Origin of the sequence: Streptomyces sp. NPDC092045 (assembly GCF_044756005.1) — a bacterium.
In the GTDB taxonomy this organism is placed as follows: Bacteria; Actinomycetota; Actinomycetes; order Streptomycetales; family Streptomycetaceae; genus Streptomyces.
This window is the reverse complement of the sequence record NZ_JBIVSC010000007.1, coordinates 175369-191527: the sequence shown is the minus strand read 5'-3', so window position 1 is coordinate 191527 and position 16159 is coordinate 175369. Positions and strand designations below refer to the sequence as shown.

The following is a 16159-nucleotide window of genomic DNA, read 5'->3' as shown; positions in this document are numbered from 1 at the left end:
GTGCGCGCGGACGCGGTCCTCCCCGCGCTCACGACGCCGCCCCCACGGCCTCTGCGTATCCGGTGATCCGGGAACCGGGGTGACCGGCGACGTACCGCTCCGCGCCCGCCCGGGTCACGAAGGCGCGCCACTCGCCGCCGTCCCGCACCCACACCGCCCGGTCCGCGAACCAGGGCGTCCCGGTCACCGCGTCCGGCACGTACGCGGCCCGCACCCGGCCCGCCCCGGCCTCCCGGACCGCCTTCAGGAGGGCGCCGGGACCGTCGAACACACGGGTCGAGCCCTGCCCCTTCAGCCACAGCTCCGCCTTGGGCGCCCCCGCCTCCGGATACGCGGCGCCCGGTACCGCCCGCTCCAGCGGGGCCGGGTCGACGAACGCGTCCACGTCGACCTCCTTCACCAGGCCGGCCGCCGCCAGGACCGGCACGTCCTCCTTGAGCGCGGCCACCAGCTCGGGGCGGAGCGCCGGGTCGAAGGTGGCGATGCCCCGGGCGCCGTTGTAGAGGTAGACCACCTCGGCGGGCAGCCCGGTCTCCTTCGCCACCGCCTCGGCGGACGCGACCGGCCGGGCGCGCAGCTCGTCCGTGGCCCGCCGCTGCGCACGCAGGAACGCGTCGAGCACCGCCGGCCGCTCCTTCGCGAACCTCTCGCGCACGGCGACGCCGTGGAAGGTCGGCAGGTCCAGTTCGGCCCCGTCGTACAGCGCCGTCGCCCGGCCCTGGAAGGCGAGCAGTCCGGGCCAGGCGACGAACTGGGACAGTGCGTCGACGCTGCCCGCCGCCAGGGCCGAAGCGCCCACGCTCGGCTGCTGGTTGAGCTTCCGCACGTCCTTCGCCGGGTCGATCCCGGCCCGCTGGAGCGCCCGGACCAGGGTGCCGTCGGCGGCCGAACCGACGCTGGTGGACACCTTGCGGCCCTTCAGGTCCGTCAGCGACCGCAGCGGCGAACCGGGCGCGGTCACCACGGTGTTGAGGCCGCCGCGCAGGTTGTAGCCGGTCACCGACACCAGCCGCGTCGGCTGCTTGAGCTGCTTGCCGCGCGCCGCGTTGAGGAGCAGCGGGAAGTCGCCCATCGAACCGATGTCGATCTTCCCCGCCGTCATCTGCGCGGTGATCGGCGCCCCGGTCGCGTAGTCCTGCCAGTTCACCCGGTAGGTGACGCCGTCCTTCCGGCCCTGCGCCGCGAGCTCCTCCTCGAAGTGGCCGAGGGAGCGCAGCAGGGTGCCGGCGGTGACGGTGTTGATGGTCTTCGACTGGTAGCCGACGGTCACCGTGACCGACTTCGCCCCCGCCCCGCCGCCGGTGCCCGACCCGCAGGCGGTGGCGAGCGGCAGCAGGAGCAGCGCGAGCGGAAGGGCGACTCTCTTCGTTGACATGGTGGTTCGGCCTTTCACCGGAGCAGGTAGGGCATGTTGACGGTGACCGCGCCGGTGGGGCAGCGCGCCGCGCACGGGCCGCAGTACCAGCACTCGTCGACGTGCATGTACGCCTTGCCGTCCTCCTCGCGGATCGCGAGCGAGTCGAGCGGACACACGTCGACGCAGAGCGTGCAGCCGTCGATGCACTTCGACTCGTCGATGGTCACGGGCACGTCGGCGCGCTGGGGAACCAGGGGCATGGCTGTCTCCGGGGAACGGGTGGTGTGTCGTCAGGGTTCAGAGGGCGCGGCGCAGGACGCCGCTCATGGTGATGCGGTCGCCGCGGAAGCGGATGAACTCCAGGTCCACCGGCCGTCCGTCGGGCAGGCACGTCAGCCGCTCCAGCATCAGGACGGCCGCCCCGCGCGGGGCCTGGAGCACGGCGGCGGAGTGCGCGTCGGCGTTGACGGCCTCCAGGGTGATCTCCGCGTGCCCGAGCGGGGACCCGGTCAGCTGCTCCAGGAGCCGGAAGACGTCCGTGTTCTCCAGGTCGCAGCCGAGGAGTTCGGCCCCGATGTCCATCGGCAGATAGGACAGGTCCAGCGAGAGCGGCAGGCCGTCGAGCCGTCGCAGCCGCTCGACGCACAGCACGTCGGAGTGGTCGGGAAGGCCGAGCCGGTGGGCCACCGGGCCGGGCGCCCCGACCGGCCCCACGGTCCGCACCTCGTTGGTGACCCGCCCGTGCTCGCGCAGGGTCTCGGCGAGCCCCTGGAGCCGGTCCAGGCCGTGCGGGTACTTCTCGCAGACCACCACCGTCCCGACCCCCGGCTGCCGGTCGACCAGCTGCTCGCCGCGCAGCAGGTCCAGGGCCTGCCGCACGGTGTTCCGGCTGGCCCGGTAGTCGGCCGCGATGACGTCCTCCAGGGGCAGGACCCCGCCGGGGAAGGCGCCCGCCAGGATCTGGTGGCGCAGCAGGTCGGCGAGCTGCCGCGCCCGGTCCGCCCGGAGGCGCCGGCGGCGGGCGGCGGCGACGGGGCGGGCGGCGGGAGCGGGTTCGGCGGGCATGACACGGAACGTAGCGGCGGACCGGCCCCGGTGGTGTTGCCACAACATTGCGCCACCTGACGCCCCCTCCACACCTCTCTGACCAGCGGATACGCGGGAGGGGCGGAGAGTTCCGCCACCCGGCCGCCCAACAGGTGGACGCCCGGCGGCCCACGATGCGGATCGGAGGCGGGGCCGCTTACGGGTGGTGGGCCCGCGTGGGGCCCGCGCCGGGCCCGCGTGGGGGCCCCGGGTCCGTGCCCGGCCGGTGGGGCCGGACGCGGGGCCGTCATGCCGTGTGTCCGCCAGACCGCTTGCCCGTCAGACCGCGTGTCCGTCAGACCGCGTGTCCGTCGACCGCGTGCCCGTCGACTTCGTGGCTCAGGGCGACGGAGAGCCGGTGGTGGAGGATGCCGAGGACCGGCTCGCCCGGCCCGAACAGGCCGTCGGCGAGCTTCCAGTAGCGCCGGATCAGGGCGCTGTCGCTCCGGGCCAGCACCGGGACGAGGCCGCGCCGGAAGTCGGGGGTGTCCCGGACGCCCTGCGCGCCGGCGTACGCCGAGACGAAGCACTCCAGGGCCCCGCCGGTCCGCCCGGTCCGCCGTTCCGCCTCGGCGAGCGCGTACGCCTCGGCCAGGCCCTCGTACAGCACGTCCGGCCGGTACGCGCCCTCCGGCAGCGGCTGCGCCCGCCGGCACTCGGCGCCGCCGGGGAGCGGACCGGAGACGAGCGCGTGCAGCCGGGCGAAGTCCAGGACGCGCGCGGGACTCGGCTCCGCCGGGGGCGGCGGCACCACCGCGTCCAGGACCAGGGACACCACCCGCCCCGGAAGGCGCACGGGCAGGATCCGGCGCCAGAACCGGACCAGGGCGTCCGTGCCGGGCGGCGCGGGCACGGCGCCGAGCAGCCGCGCCCGGTCCGCGCGCTCCCCGGCGGGGCACTCCTGGAGCGACCGCAGGGCGGCCTCCTGCCAGCGCAGCGCGGCCAGCCGGGAGCCCACGTCCCGCAGCCGGTCCGCGAGGACCTCCGCGGGCACCCCGTCCCGGTCGAGGACCCGTTCCACCTCGGGCACCGGCAGGTCGAGCGCGCGCAGCGAACGGATCAGCCGGAGCCGGTCGAGCGCCCCCGGCCCGTACCTGCGGTGTCCGCCGGAGCTGCGGGCCGCCTCGGGCAGCAGGCCGCGGTCGGAGTAGTAGCGCACGGTCTTGACGGTCACGCCCGCGCGGGCCGCCAACTCCCCGATGCTCCACAGGCCGTCGGACACCACGACACGCACCTCCCCGGAGGAGACCGACCTTCCACGAGCACCCCATTCTGACGCCGGGCCCGGCCCGCCGCTCCGCCGGGGGCGCCGGTGGCGGCCCTTGAACCTCCCGCAGGGGGAGCTCCTAGCGTCGGAGACGGCGACACGGCCCCGGAAGAAGAGGCGAGGAGACGCGCATGACGACGTTCGTACTGGTGGCGGGCAGTTTCACCGGCGGCTGGGTGTGGGAGGAGACGGCGGCCCTGCTCCGGAGGGCGGGCGCCGAGGCGCACCCGGTGACCCTGACGGGCATGGACGACCGGCACGAAGCGGCCGGGGTCGGACTGGAGACGCACGTCGAGGACCTGGTGCGGCTGATCGACGGCCTCACGGCGACCGAGGTGGTCCTCGTGGGCCACGGGTACGGGCTCCACCCGGTGCTCGGCGCGGCCGACCGGCGGCCCGGACGGACCGCCCGGATCGTCGCCCTGGACACGCTCCTCCCGCAGGACGGGGAGCCGGCCGCGCGCTCCGTGCCCGACCCCGGGGGCCGGCCCGGCGCGGACGGCCGGGCCCCGCCGCCGACGCGGGAGACCCGGTCCCGCTGGGGCGACCTCCAGGGCGTCCCCGAGGAAGCCCTCGTACGCCTGGAGCGCCTCGCCGCGCCCCAGCCGGCCGCCACGCTCACCGCACCGCTCCGCCTGACCGGGGCGGCCTCCGCCCTGCCGGTCACCGGCGTCCTGTGCACGGCCGCCGGGTCGACCGTCGCCATGGTCGAGATGCTCGTGGAGTCGGGCCCGCCCCGGTTCCGCGCGCTGGCCGACGACCGGATCCGCTTCCTCGAACTCGCCACCGGACACTGGCCGATGCTCTCCGCGCCCGCCGCGCTCGCGGAGACCCTGCTCCGCGCGGCGGCGGGCGGGGGCCACCGGGTGACCGCGCCCGCGGACGAGCGGCCGACGCACCTCCGGCCCTTCCTCGAAGGCGTACGGGACGTCCCCGAGGTCCCGCGCGAACGGCACGGCCGGGTCGACCTCCACCTCCCGGACGCCCAGGGGCCCCGGCCGGCGATCGTCTTCGTCCACGGTGGTCCGGTCGACCCCGACCAGCGGCCCACCCCGCGCGACACGCCGTTGCTCCGGGGGTACGGACGCCTCGCGGCGGGCGCCGGAGCCGTCGGCGCCACCCCGGACCACCGGCTCCACGGCCTCGCCGACTACGCCCTCGCCGCCGAGGACCTCGCCGGGGCCGTCGCGCTCGTCCGCGCCGACCCGCGCGTCGACCGGGAGCGCATCGCGCTCTGGTTCTTCTCCGGCGGCGGGCTCCTCGCGGCGGACTGGCTCGCCGCGCCCCCGCCGTGGCTGCGGTGCGTGGCCGTCACCTGTCCGATGCTCGCGCCGCTGCCCGGCTGGGAGGCGGTGGAGTCCCGCTTCCGCCCGGTCGACGCGGTGGGCACGGCGGACGGGCCGCCGGTGGTCCTGACCCGGGCCGGGCTGGAGCACCCGGCGATCGCGGCGACGGTCGAGGAGTTCCTGACCGCCGCCGGGAAGCACGGGGCCCGGGTCGAGACCGTCGACGTGCCCCACGGCCGCCACGGCTTCGAACTGCTCGACCCCACCGAGGAGTCGGCGGAGGCGGTGGAGCGGGCGATGGCGGCGGTGCTCGCGCTCCTCGAGGAGTGACGACCGTACGTGCTTACGGCCGGGGCGACCGTGCGCGCCCGCGGACCCGGTCGGTCCGCACCGACGCCGGGATCTCCGCGAGACCGACGACCGGGCAGCCGAAGATACCCGTCAGGGAGAGCCGCTGATGCCCGGTCAGCCCGTTGAGGAAGACCACCGCGTCCGCCCCCGTCCGCTCGCGGACCTCCGCCACCTCGTGGACCTTCCCGCGGCTCAGGAGCGTCCGCGAGGAGAACGGAAGGGACGTCTTCCGCGCCCCCCCGTGCGAGACCCCGCGCCGCTGCACGGCACGCGCCACGACCCGGGCGCCCCGGTCCGCCAGACCTGCCGCCGCCGCGTCCATCAGGGCGGCGAAGTCCCGCTGCCCGGCGGGGAAGTACCCGACGAGCACGACGTCGGCGCCCGCGACGTCGAAGGGCGGGGCGTCCGCGGGGGCGCCCGTTCCCCGGGTCCGGCGGGCGGGGCGCCGGCCGCGCCCGTGGTGTCGGTGCATGGGGTCACGGTAGGGCGCCCGCCGCCCGCGCCGACAGCCGTTTTCCCCGGGGCGCCGCGAGCCGGGCCCGTTGTCGGACCCCTGCCGTACCGTCGCGGGGGCACGGACCGAACAGGGGGACGCCGGTGGGCAGCCACTACCAGACGATCGTCGACCTCGACGCCACGCCCGAGGAGGTGGAGGCGCTCGGGGCCCGGGTGACGGCATGGCTGGTCGAGGAGGGGATCGCGGTCGCGGGGGAGGGGTTCTCGCACCACGACCGGCCGGTGCTGACGCCCGGACCGCGCTGGTCGTGCGTGACGGACGAACGCCGCCGGCCGTCGACCGACGGCCTGGCGGTCGTCACCGGACGCACGGTGTTCTTCGGATCGCCGAGCACCGGCGGCTCGCCCGTCTGCCCCCACTGCGCGGAGACCGCGTCCGGCGAGGACGAACGGCTCTCCTTCTCCGGGGCCATGGACGACTGGTACGCCACGGGCGGGGCCGCCGTGCGGTGTCCGGGGTGCCGGCGGGCGGTCCCGCTGCCCGCGTGGGAGTGGGAGAACGACTGCTTCGCCTTCGCGTACCTGGGCATCGAGCACTGGAACGGCCCGCCGCTGCGGCCGGAGTTCGTCGCCGAGCTGACCCGCGTCCTCGGCCACCGCACCCGTCTGCTCTCGGGGAAGGTCTGACGGCGCGCCGCCGGTCCGCCCGGCGGCGCGAGGGCGGGGTCAGGGGGTCAGGGGGCGACCGTCTCCGTGGTGATCAGCTCGACGAGACCCGGCAGGCCGCCCTCGGCCAGGGCGCGGCGCTGGCGGTCGGCCGACGTGCCCTCCCGGAGCAGCCGGTGGAGCAGGGAGGTCACCTCACGGGTGTCGCCGGCCTCGTCGAGGGCGGGCGTGATGTGTTCGAGGAGCGAGCACATCACGTCGCCCGCCCGGCGCGAGCGCCCCTCCGGGTCGACGAGGAGGCCGCTCAGGCCGTGCCGGGCGGCGTGCCAGTTGGACGCCTGGAGGAGTTCGGGCGAGCAGTCGGGGAGCGGCACCCCGGCCTTCTCCTCGTCGATCGCGGTGGCGACAAGGGCCCGTACGATCCCGGCGAACATGACCGCCTCGTCGGCGCGGAGCTGGACGTCGGCGCAGCGCACCTCGACCGTGGGGTACCGGTCGGACAGGCGGGCCTGCCAGTACAGCTGGCCGGTGTCGGTGATGATGCCGGTGTCGAGCAGCGACCGCACGCGCTCCTCGTGGTCCGCGAGCGAGGTGAAGCGCGGCGGGGGACCGCTGACCGGCCACCGGCCGAAGACCACCGTGCGCCAGCTCGCGAACCCGGTGTCGCCGCCGTCCCACAGGGGCGAGTTCGCCGACATGGCCACCAGGACCGGCAGCCAGACGCGGATGCGGCTCAGGACGGCGACGCCCATCTCGCGGTCCGGCACGGCCGCGTGCACGTGCATTCCGTTGACCAGCTGTTCGGCCACGAGCTGCGGGGCCTGGGAAGACATCGCCAGGTAGCGGGCCTTCCGGGTGACCGGCACGGGCGCCGTCTCCCGGTAGGGAGCGGTCGCGCAGGCGGCCAGCAGGCAGCCGTTCCTCTCCGCCGCCATGCCCAGCGCGTGCCGCAGGCGCAGCAGGTGGCCGCCGACCTCCTCCAGGTCCGTGCACACCGGTGTGGCGACCTCCACCTGCGCCTGGAGCAGTTCCGACTGGACCTCGGAGCCCTCCACGAGCGGCTGCAGTCCGGCGGACGCGCGCACCTGGTCACCGAGCGGCACCGGAAGGCATGTGTCCGGATCGAGCAGCAAGTACTCTTCCTCGACCCCAATAGTGATCATGCCCTTCCGACTACCCCCGATCGGCGGCGGAAATCGGTCCGGCGGTCATCGCTTTTCCGCAGGTCACGCGGATGGCACCGCCCGGCTGCGGACGGTGAGGAGGAGCGCCGTCCCTCAGTCGCCGAGGTACCGCTGCATCCAGTCGGCGGCGGCCCGGCGGAACAGCCGCCGGTTGTCCGCACGCCGGAACTCGTGCCCCTCGTCACGCAGCGTGAGCATCTCGGCCGGCAGGCCCCGCTCCCGCGCGGCCCGCACCATCTGCTCGGACTCGCCCGGCGGGACGTTCGTGTCGTGCTCCCCGTGCACCGCGAGCAGCGGGACGCGCAGCTCGTCGACCCGGCTCATGGGGGACAGGGACCGCAGCAGCTCCCGGTCGCGCACCGGATGCCCGTACTTGTGCGCCGCCGACTCCGCGATCCACGGCTCCGTCCCCGCGAAGAACGTGGCGAGGTCCGACATCCCGCACACCGCGACCCCGGTGCGGAACAGCTCCGGGTGCCACACGAGGGACGCCATCGTCAGATAGCCGCCGTACGAGCGCCCCATCACCGCGAGGCGCGTCGGATCGGCCAGGCCGTCCAGGACCACGTGCGCCGCACAGTCGGCCACGTCGTCGATCGCCGCGAACCGCCCCGTACCGAGGTCGGCGTCCACGAAGGACCGCCCCCAGCCGGACGAACCGCGCACGTCGGGCGCGAAGACGTCCAGGCCCCGGCCGAGCAGCTCGTGGTACAGCGGGTCGAACACCGGCCGTTCCTGCTCCTCCGGTCCGCCGTGCAGGTGGATCACGCACGGGGCGGGGCGTCCGGCGTCGCGCCCGGGGGCCCGGTAGTACCAGCCGCCCAGGTGCATCCCGTCGCGGGCCACCGGGCGCAGCGGTACGGGCCGTACGGGCGGCCGGCCCGGAGGCACGGCGTCCTCGTCCCGGGAGGACCAGGGCGTGCGCGCCGACCGCGCCCCCGGCGGCGCCCACCACACGCCCGGACGGCGCTGCGAGCCCGACACGGCGAGGACCGTCCCGGCCGGCCCGGCCCGGGCGATCCGGGTGACCACCTCGTGCGGCAGCGGCACCCGCCGGGGCCTGGCCGCCGTGGACAGGCTCAGGGTCTCCAGCTCGGTGGCGCCCCGCACGTTCCACGCGAGCGCGGCCGTGCGCCCGTCCTCGGCGAACGCGAGGAGCTCCAGGTCGCCGCCCTCGCGCTCGGCCACCACGGACAGGCCGAGGCACCCGCCGTCCTCGTCGAGCGCCGCCGCGAGGAGCGCCGCGAACTGCCGCTCGTGGTCGCTCCGCAGCCACAGGGTGCGGCCGTCCTGCGAGAACCGCCCGATCCAGGGGTCCCCGTCGCCGACCCGCAGGACGAAACGGGTCGTGAGGTCGGCCGTGCGGACCACCACCGCCTCCCGCCGTCCGCGCGGGCCCCGGCGCACCAGGGCGAACCGCCCGTCCTGGCCGACGTCGCACACCCGCAGCGTCGCCGCCCCCGACTCGGCGGCGACGAGCACGGGCGACCCGATCCCGGAGGGGTCGATCAGGTACGCGGTGAGCCGGTCCGGCGCCCCGCCGCCGAGCCCGCTCCCACCGCCGTCCGGGCCGTCGGCCCCGTGGACCGGGCCGTCCGCCGGGTGACCCGGTCCGCCCGTTCCGTGATCCGGCCCGCCGTCCCTGCGGCCCACCTGCCCGTGCCCGGCGCCGCCCAGCAGCGTGGCCGGGCCGTCCCGCTCCGCCCAGCCCGCGGCCAGGTCGCCGAACGCCGTCTCGTGGTCCGGGGCGGCCGGCTCCCGGAGGGCCGCCGCACGGCCCGTGGGAGGCGGCGGCTCGGCCACCGTGACCGCCACGGCCGAGCCGTCGCGCGTCCAGCAGCCCAGGTAGGCGGAGCTGCCCGCGTCCGCGCCCGCCACGATCCGGCGGCCGGTGCCGTCCGGCCGTACGCACAGGACACGGGTGTGCTCGCCGCCCCCCGGGGCGACCGTGTAGGCGATCCACCGGCCGTCGGGGGACCAGGACACCTCCGTGACCGGATCGGGGTCCGCGTCGAGGAGGTGGATCTCCGAGCCGTTCGTCAGCCCGGTCCACAGCTGGGGGACGCCCGTCCGGTCGCAGATGAACGCCACCCACTCGCCCGTGGGGTCCGCCGACGGGTACCAGCAGCCGTGCGAGACCAGCGGCCGGGGCGTGTCGCGGGTTCCCGCCGCGTCGGCCAGCGGCACCGGCACGGGCGCCGCCGACATCGCTCCGATCAGTCGATCCCGTGCGTCTGCAGCCATATCTCCAGCAACGCTACGTGCCACAGGGCGTTCGCTCCTCGCTTCGTCCGGTGGTGGTCGGGGGCGGCGAGCAGCTCGGCGACGTACTCGTCCCGGAAGACGCCCCGCGCGCGCGCCTCCGGCGCGGACATCGCCTGACGCACCCGTTCGAGGACGGGCCCCGCCATGTGGCGGATGGCCGGCACCGGGAAGTAGCCCTTGGGCCGGTCCACGACCTCGCGCGGCAGCAGCTTCCGGCCCGCGTCCTTCAGGACGCCCTTGCCGCCCTGGGCCAGCTTCAGCTCCGGCGGGCAGGCCGCCGCCAGCTCGACCAGCTCGTGGTCCAGGAACGGCACCCGGGCCTCCAGGCCCCAGTCCATGGTCATGTTGTCCACGCGCTTGACCGGGTCGTCGACGAGCATCACGTGGGTGTCGAGCCGCAGCGCCGCGTCGAGCGCGGTCTCGGCCCCCGGCGCGGCCATGTGCTCGCGGACGAACAGGCCGGACTCGTCCCGCCCGGTCAGCAGGTGCGGCTGGAGGATCCGGGCGAAGTCGGAGTGCGGACGGTCGAAGTACACCTCCGCGTATCTCTCCGGCTCCCGCTCGCGCGCCACCGAGGCCAGGTCCGGGTACCAGTGGTAGCCGGCGAACACCTCGTCGGCGCCCTGGCCGCTCTGGACGACGCTCACCTCCTTGGAGACCAGCTCCGACAGGAGGTGGAAAGCGACCACGTCATGGCTGATCATGGGCTCGCTCATGGCCAGGACCGCGCTCTCCAGGGCGGTCGAGACCCGGTCCGAGGGGACCATCAGCTGGTGGTGCTCGGTGTCGTAGCGCCGGGCGATCAGGTCGGAGTACGCGAACTCGTCGCCCTCCTCGCCGCCCTCCGACTCGAATCCGACGCTGAACGTCGCCAGGTCCCGCTGCCCCTCCTCGGCGAGCAGCGCCACGATCAGGGACGAGTCGAGCCCGCCGGAGAGCAGCACGCCCACCGGCACGTCGGCGACCATCCGGCGGCGCACCGCCGTCCGCAGCGCGTCCAGGACGGCGTCGCGCCAGTCGGCCGCGTCCATGCCCGCGTGCTCGTCGCGGCGGGTGTACGACGGCTGCCAGTAGACCCGGTCGCGGTACGTGCCGTCGGGCTCCACCACGCGCACCGTGGCGGGCGGCAGCTTGCGCACCCCGTTGAGGACGGTCCGCGGGGCCGCCACCGTGGCGTGCCAGCTCAGGTACTGGTGCAGGGCGACCGGGTCCAGGGACGTGTCGACGCCGCCGCCCGCGAGCAGCGCGGGCAGGGTGGAGGCGAACCGCAGCCGGCCGGGGGCGTGGGACAGGTACAGCGGCTTGATGCCCAGCCGGTCGCGGGCCAGGACGAGCCTGCCGGTGTCGTTCTCCACGACGGCGAACGCGAACATGCCCATGAAGCGGTCGACGCAGTCGACGCCCCACTGCTGGTACGCCTTGAGGACCACCTCGGTGTCCGAGGTGGAGAAGAACCGGTGCCCCAGGGTCTCCAGCTCCCGCCGGAGCTCCCGGTAGTTGTACACGCACCCGTTGAACACGCCCGTGAGCCGGGCCTCGGCGTCCGCCATCGGCTGGGCGCCGCGCTCGGACAGGTCGATGATCTTCAGCCGGCGGTGCCCCAGGGCCACCGGGCCCTGCGACCAGACGCCCCGGCCGTCGGGACCGCGGGCCGCCAGACGGTCGGTCATGCGCTCGACCGCGGCCACGTCGGGCCTGCGGTCGTCGAAACGTATCTCACCACTCAGACCGCACATGTCGCACCCGTCCGTCGTGCCTCCGCCGCCCCCGGCGCGTCCGGGGCCTCGCAGCCCTCCTCGACCTCATGTGCATCACTCACTGCAGACTCCTCGAAGACAGGGAGCAGGCGCCCGGGCGCCCCTCGGTACGGGGCGCGCGGCGACCCGCTCCGTAGGGCGAGTGCCCGTCCGGCCGGGGATCATTCCTTCCGGAGCGTCACGCCGCACACACTCTCCGTGCCGTCCACCTGGGTTTTTGTCCGTTTCGGCGGGGAAGTCGAGACAGCATGGACCACTCACAAGCACCCGTGCTCGACGCCCTGGCCGCCTACCACGCGGAGAACCAGACCCCCTTCACCCCGCCCGGCCACAAGCAGGGCCGCGGCGCGGACGCCCGCGTGCGCGCGGTCCTCGGGGACGCAGTCTTCCGGTCCGACGTCCTGGCCACCAGCGGTCTCGACGACCGCACGTCGTCCAGGGGCGTCCTCGCCGGGGCGCAGGAGCTGATGGCCGACGCCGTCGGCGCGGAGCACACGTTCTTCTCGACCTGCGGCAGCTCGCTCTCGGTCAAGGCCGCCATGCTGTCCGTCGCGGGGCCCCACGAGAAGCTGCTCGTGGGGCGGGACGCCCACAAGTCCGTGGTGTCCGGCCTCGTGCTCGCCGGGATCGTGCCGGTCTGGGTGGACCCCCAGTGGGACGCCGATCTCCACCTCGCCCATCCGCCGTCCGCCGACGCCTTCCGCGCCGCCTTCGCCGAGCACCCGGACGCCCGGGGCGCCCTGGTCACGACGCCGACCCCGTACGGCACCTGCTCCGATCTGAGGGCCATCGCCGACGTCTGCCACGAGCACGGCGTACCGCTCGTCGTCGACGAGGCGTGGGGCGCCCACCTGCCGTTCCACCCGGACCTGCCGACCTGGGCGATGGACGCCGGCGCGGACGTGTGCGTGACCTCCGTGCACAAGATGGGCTCCGGCCTCGAACAGGGCTCGGTCTTCCACCTCCAGGGCGACCTGATCGACCCCGAGGTCCTCAAGAACCGCGAGGACCTGCTCGGCACCACCAGCCCCTCCGTCCTGGTGTACGCGGCCCTCGACGGCTGGCGCCGCCAGATGGTCCAGCACGGTCACGCCCTCTACGACGACGCGCTCTCCCTGGCCAAGACGGTGCGGACCCGGATCGACGGCATCGCCGGCCTGCGCGTCCACGGCCGCGACGACTTCTGCGGCCCCGGCCGCGCGGCCGACCTCGACCCCCTCCAGGTCATCGTCGACATCACCGGACTCGACACCACCGGCTACCGCGTCGCCGACTGGATCCGCGAGCGCCACCACGTCAACCTGCACCTGTCCGACCACCGCCGCACCAGCGCCCAGCTCACCCACGCGGACGACATCCACAGCGCCCAGCTCCTGCTGGACGCCCTGCGCGACGCCGTCGCGCACGCCGACGAGCTGCGGCCCGCGCCCCGGGTGGAGGTGCCCGACCCGGCCGACCTGCGCCTGGAGCAGGCGATGCTCCCGCGCGACGCCTTCTTCGGACGGGTCGAGCAGGTGCCCCTGGACAAGGCCGCCGGCCGGGTGGCCGCCGAGATGCTCACGCCCTACCCGCCCGGCATTCCCGCCGCCCTGCCCGGCGAGCGGCTCAACGCCGAGGTCCTGCGGTACCTGCGCAGCGGCGTCGAGGCCGGGATGGTCGTCCCGGACGCCGCCGACACGCAGGTGAAGACCGTACGCGTGACCGCCGAGGACTGACGTTCCGGTCTCCCCGGGGCCCGGCCCCCGCCCTTTCGGGGCCGGGGGCGGCCGTGCCCGCCCGCCCCGGAACCGAGGGGAGACCGGTCCGCGTCACAGCCCCGCCGCGGCCTTCTCCCGGAAGCGGTCCCAGGCCCGCTCCGGCACGTCCGCCCGCAGCAGGACGTCCACCGCCGTGCAGGCGAGCGCCCCGGCCGCCGCGAGCATCGCCCGCCGCGCCCGCGGCCCGGCGGCCGCCTCCGCGAACTCCGGCGTGTGGTCCGAGCCGTCCGCGCCCATGATCGCGAGGAACGGATGGATCGCCGGTACGCGCGTGCTGACGTTCCCGATGTCCGACGACCCCAGGTAGACGCCCGCCTCGGGCTCCGTCAGCCGGACGCCCGCCCGCTCCAGGTGCCCGGCGAAGAGACCGGACAGCACGTCGTTGTCGCGGAAGTGCTCGTACCGGCCGCCCACGTCGGTCACCTCCACCGTCGTGCCGGTGGCCAGCGCCACGCCCCGGGCGCAGGTGCGCAGCTCCTCCACCAGCTCCTCCAGGGCGGTCGTGGTCCCGCCGCGCAGCCCGAAGAGGCCCTCCGCGTACTCGGGGACGATGTTCGTGGCCCGGCCCCCGTCCGTCACGATCCCCTGGACGTGCGACCCGGAGGGCAGGCGCTTGTGCAGGACGCCCAGCGCGTTGAACAGCTGGATCAGGGCCCCCAGCGCGTCGATCCCCTCCGTGGGGCTGCCCGTCGGATGCGCGGCCCGGCCGTGGAACCCCACCCTGATCTGCGCGCTGGCCGTCAGCGGGGCCCACCTCCAGTCGTACACGCCGGGATGGAACATCAGGGCCGCGTCCACCCCCTCGAACAGGCCCGCCTCCACCTCCGCGACCTTCCCGCCGCCGCGCTCCTCCGCCGGGGCGCCGACGGCGAGCAGCGTCCCGCCGATCCCGTCCCCGTCCCCGTCGAGCGCCGCCCGTACGGCGAGCGCCGCGCCGAGGCCGGCCGCCGCGATCAGGTTGTGCCCGCAGGCGTGGCCGAGCAGTGGCAGCGCGTCGTACTCCATCAGCAGGGCGACGCACGGCCTCCCGCCCGCCGTGCCCCGTCCGCCCTCCCCGCCCGCCCGCGCGGCGAAGGCGGTCGGCAGCCCCGCCACGCCGCGCTCCACCCGGAAGCCCTCCCGTTCGAGCTCGTCCGCGAGGAGCCGGGACGCCCCGTGCTCCTCGTAGGCCGTCTCGGGCTCGCGGTGCAGCGCGAGGCCCACGTCCCAGAGGCGGTCCGCCCGGGCGGCCACCTCCTTCCCGACGCGGGCGTACACGGCTTCCGGGGTACGGGACTCCTCCGGGACACGGGATTCCGGGGTGCGGTCTTCCGGGGTGCGGGACACGGCGTCTCCTCCGGTGCGAACGGTCTCCGACACCCCCGCGTCTTCCACGTCCGGCGCGCACGATGCCCGGAACGGCCGCTTCTTCTCCGACCGCCGGGCGACCGCCGGCGCCTCTCCGGACGCGGGACGCACACGTACATCCCCTCGCGGCGGGTAGGCGCGGCGGACACGAGCACCGACGGAGGACGGGAGAGGCGTGTCCGCAACGAAGATCCGGGCGGGTGACTGGTGCCGGAGCCGGTGGCGCACCGCCCGCGCGACCCTCGGGGACGCGGTACGGGGACCGGGCGAGGCGCGCGACGGGCTGCTGCTCCAGGCCAAGGGCGCGGCCGCCGCGACCGTCGCCTGGAGCCTCTCCTCGTGGCTGCTGCCCACGAACGTCACGGCGTTCGCCCCGTTCACGGCGCTCCTCGCCCTCCAGGCCACGGTCTACCGTTCGATGTGGGACTCGGCCCAGTACCTGGCGGCCATGGCGATCGGCACGGCGGTGGCGGCGGGCTTCGGCAGCACCGTCGGCGTCCACGCCTGGACCCTCTGCGTCCTGGTCTTCGTCGCCCTCGCGGCGGCCCGCCTCCACCTCCTCGGAGGACAGGGGGCCCAGGTCCCGGTGGTGGCCCTCTTCGCGTTCGCGGGCGGCGGCGGGCGGATCGACTACATCGGCCCCCTGGTCGCGTCCGCCGCCATCGGGGTGTGCTGCGGCCTCGCCGCCCACTTCGCCTTCGCCCCCTCGCCGCACACGGACACGGCGCGGCGCCGGGTCGAGGAGCTGGCCGCCCGCACGCACACCCTCCTGCGCGACCTGGCCCGGACCGCCGCCGCCAAGACCGACGGCGAGGGGGCGCGCGAGGAGGACTGGCCGCGCCGCTGCGAGGAGCTGGCCGCCCGGGCGGCGCACGCGCGCACGGTGCTCGAGAGGGAGCAGGAGAACACCAGGCTCAACCCCCGCCGCCCCTGGAACAGCGCCCAGGCCTCGCTCCGGCGCTGCCACGAGACCATCGGCATGGTCGAGCGCATCGGCACGCACGTCCGGTCCGTCGCCCGCGCCCTGACCTACGAGCCCCGGCGCCCCTCCGGTGGGCCCCGGCGCTCCTTCGAGGCGTCCGTCTCGGCGGACTTCGCCGCCTCCTACGCCGAACTGCTGCACGCCACCGCCGAGACGCTCGAAAGCCTCGCCCCGCCCCAGGGGCCGGGCGACCCCGCCCGCCTCCACCGAGGCCTGGAGGAGGCCGAGCGCCGCTACGAGGAGGTGGCGGCGGCCACGGCCCGGGCCGACCGCCCCGGCCGGGAGGGCGAGTGGTCCGTGCACGGCACGGTCCTCGTGGAGGCGGCGCGCATCCTGGAGGAGATCAAGCACACGGCGGACCTCGCCGCCGACACGCGCGGCTGAAAGCCGTCGCGCGC

13 protein-coding genes are annotated in these 16159 nt (G+C 75.6%); 4 read left to right on the top strand and 9 right to left on the bottom strand.

Annotated elements, in window-relative coordinates:
• Positions 1–28 precede the first annotated feature (28 nt).
• The 4 genes from ACIQKA_RS20090 to ACIQKA_RS20075 all read right to left on the bottom strand — a co-directional run bounded on the left by ACIQKA_RS20090 (position 29) and on the right by ACIQKA_RS20075 (position 3668).
• Positions 29–1375 carry an ABC transporter substrate-binding protein gene (locus tag ACIQKA_RS20090; RefSeq protein WP_391095014.1) on the bottom strand — a complete coding sequence of 449 codons (1347 nt, stop codon included), beginning with the start codon at positions 1373–1375 and terminating at the stop codon, positions 29–31.
• A gap of 14 nt (positions 1376–1389) precedes the next feature.
• Positions 1390–1617: a ferredoxin family protein gene (locus ACIQKA_RS20085; RefSeq protein ID WP_383156570.1), complete on the bottom strand. Its 228-nt coding sequence runs from the start codon at positions 1615–1617 to the stop codon at positions 1390–1392.
• Between the two features lie 37 nt (positions 1618–1654).
• Positions 1655–2422 carry a GntR family transcriptional regulator gene (locus ACIQKA_RS20080; RefSeq protein ID WP_383156568.1) on the bottom strand — a complete coding sequence of 256 codons (768 nt, stop codon included), beginning with the start codon at positions 2420–2422 and terminating at the stop codon, positions 1655–1657.
• Between the two features lie 316 nt (positions 2423–2738).
• Complete coding sequence (locus tag ACIQKA_RS20075; protein WP_402541784.1) at positions 2739–3668, bottom strand: MerR family transcriptional regulator; 930 nt, start codon at positions 3666–3668, stop codon at positions 2739–2741.
• Positions 3669–3841: 173 nt separating this feature from the next.
• On the opposite strand from ACIQKA_RS20075, the gene ACIQKA_RS20070 reads away from it, so the two are divergent.
• Positions 3842–5326, top strand: a complete 1485-nt coding sequence (locus ACIQKA_RS20070) for an alpha/beta hydrolase (protein ID WP_402541782.1) — start codon at positions 3842–3844, stop codon at positions 5324–5326.
• Positions 5327–5339: 13 nt separating this feature from the next.
• On the opposite strand, the gene ACIQKA_RS20065 is transcribed toward ACIQKA_RS20070, so the two are convergent.
• The gene (locus tag ACIQKA_RS20065; protein WP_383434133.1) at positions 5340–5819 is read right to left on the bottom strand and encodes a hypothetical protein; all 480 of its coding nucleotides are present in this window, start codon (positions 5817–5819) and stop codon (positions 5340–5342) included.
• Between the two features lie 125 nt (positions 5820–5944).
• On the opposite strand from ACIQKA_RS20065, the gene ACIQKA_RS20060 reads away from it, so the two are divergent.
• Positions 5945–6490, top strand: coding sequence for a hypothetical protein (locus ACIQKA_RS20060; protein ID WP_402541779.1), 546 nt, complete (start codon positions 5945–5947; stop codon positions 6488–6490).
• A 47-nt stretch (positions 6491–6537) separates the two neighbouring features.
• On the opposite strand, the gene ACIQKA_RS20055 is transcribed toward ACIQKA_RS20060, so the two are convergent.
• From ACIQKA_RS20055 to ACIQKA_RS20045, 3 genes are all read right to left on the bottom strand, one after another.
• Entirely contained in the window at positions 6538–7632 is a 1095-nt protein-coding gene (locus ACIQKA_RS20055) for a glutamate--cysteine ligase (protein ID WP_383156557.1), read from the bottom strand.
• 114 nt (positions 7633–7746) lie between these two features.
• On the bottom strand, positions 7747–9897 hold the full coding sequence (locus ACIQKA_RS20050) for a prolyl oligopeptidase family serine peptidase (protein WP_391095006.1): 2151 nt from the start codon (positions 9895–9897) through the stop codon (positions 7747–7749).
• A complete protein-coding gene (locus ACIQKA_RS20045) occupies positions 9870–11654 on the bottom strand; it encodes an N-acetylglutaminylglutamine amidotransferase (RefSeq protein WP_383156553.1) in 1785 nt (594 codons plus the stop codon). The genes ACIQKA_RS20050 and ACIQKA_RS20045 overlap by 28 nt, the downstream gene beginning before the upstream one ends.
• A gap of 269 nt (positions 11655–11923) precedes the next feature.
• On the opposite strand from ACIQKA_RS20045, the gene ACIQKA_RS20040 reads away from it, so the two are divergent.
• Complete coding sequence (locus tag ACIQKA_RS20040) at positions 11924–13390, top strand: aminotransferase class I/II-fold pyridoxal phosphate-dependent enzyme (protein WP_402541776.1); 1467 nt, start codon at positions 11924–11926, stop codon at positions 13388–13390.
• A gap of 93 nt (positions 13391–13483) precedes the next feature.
• Here the strand turns inward: ACIQKA_RS20040 and ACIQKA_RS20035 are convergent, their stop codons facing one another.
• Positions 13484–14689 carry an amidohydrolase gene (locus ACIQKA_RS20035; protein ID WP_391095052.1) on the bottom strand — a complete coding sequence of 402 codons (1206 nt, stop codon included), beginning with the start codon at positions 14687–14689 and terminating at the stop codon, positions 13484–13486.
• A 265-nt stretch (positions 14690–14954) separates the two neighbouring features.
• Here ACIQKA_RS20035 and ACIQKA_RS20030 point away from each other — a divergent pair, with 265 nt between their 5' ends.
• Positions 14955–16145, top strand: a complete 1191-nt coding sequence (locus ACIQKA_RS20030; protein WP_391095000.1) for an aromatic acid exporter family protein — start codon at positions 14955–14957, stop codon at positions 16143–16145.
• Positions 16146–16159 lie beyond the last annotated feature (14 nt).

Bases quoted from the DNA above. Each gene is read 5' to 3' on its own strand.
- ACIQKA_RS20090 (WP_391095014.1), bottom strand. From the start codon at position 1,375: ATGTCAACGAAGAGAGTCGCCCTTCCGCTCGCGCTGCTCCTGCTGCCG.
- ACIQKA_RS20085 (WP_383156570.1), bottom strand. From the start codon at position 1,617: ATGCCCCTGGTTCCCCAGCGCGCCGACGTGCCCGTGACCATCGACGAG.
- ACIQKA_RS20080 (WP_383156568.1), bottom strand. From the start codon at position 2,422: ATGCCCGCCGAACCCGCTCCCGCCGCCCGCCCCGTCGCCGCCGCCCGC.
- ACIQKA_RS20070 (WP_402541782.1), top strand. From the start codon at position 3,842: ATGACGACGTTCGTACTGGTGGCGGGCAGTTTCACCGGCGGCTGGGTG.
- ACIQKA_RS20065 (WP_383434133.1), bottom strand. From the start codon at position 5,819: ATGCACCGACACCACGGGCGCGGCCGGCGCCCCGCCCGCCGGACCCGG.
- ACIQKA_RS20055 (WP_383156557.1), bottom strand. From the start codon at position 7,632: ATGATCACTATTGGGGTCGAGGAAGAGTACTTGCTGCTCGATCCGGAC.
- ACIQKA_RS20050 (WP_391095006.1), bottom strand. From the start codon at position 9,897: ATGGCTGCAGACGCACGGGATCGACTGATCGGAGCGATGTCGGCGGCG.
- ACIQKA_RS20045 (WP_383156553.1), bottom strand. From the start codon at position 11,654: ATGTGCGGTCTGAGTGGTGAGATACGTTTCGACGACCGCAGGCCCGAC.
- ACIQKA_RS20040 (WP_402541776.1), top strand. From the start codon at position 11,924: ATGGACCACTCACAAGCACCCGTGCTCGACGCCCTGGCCGCCTACCAC.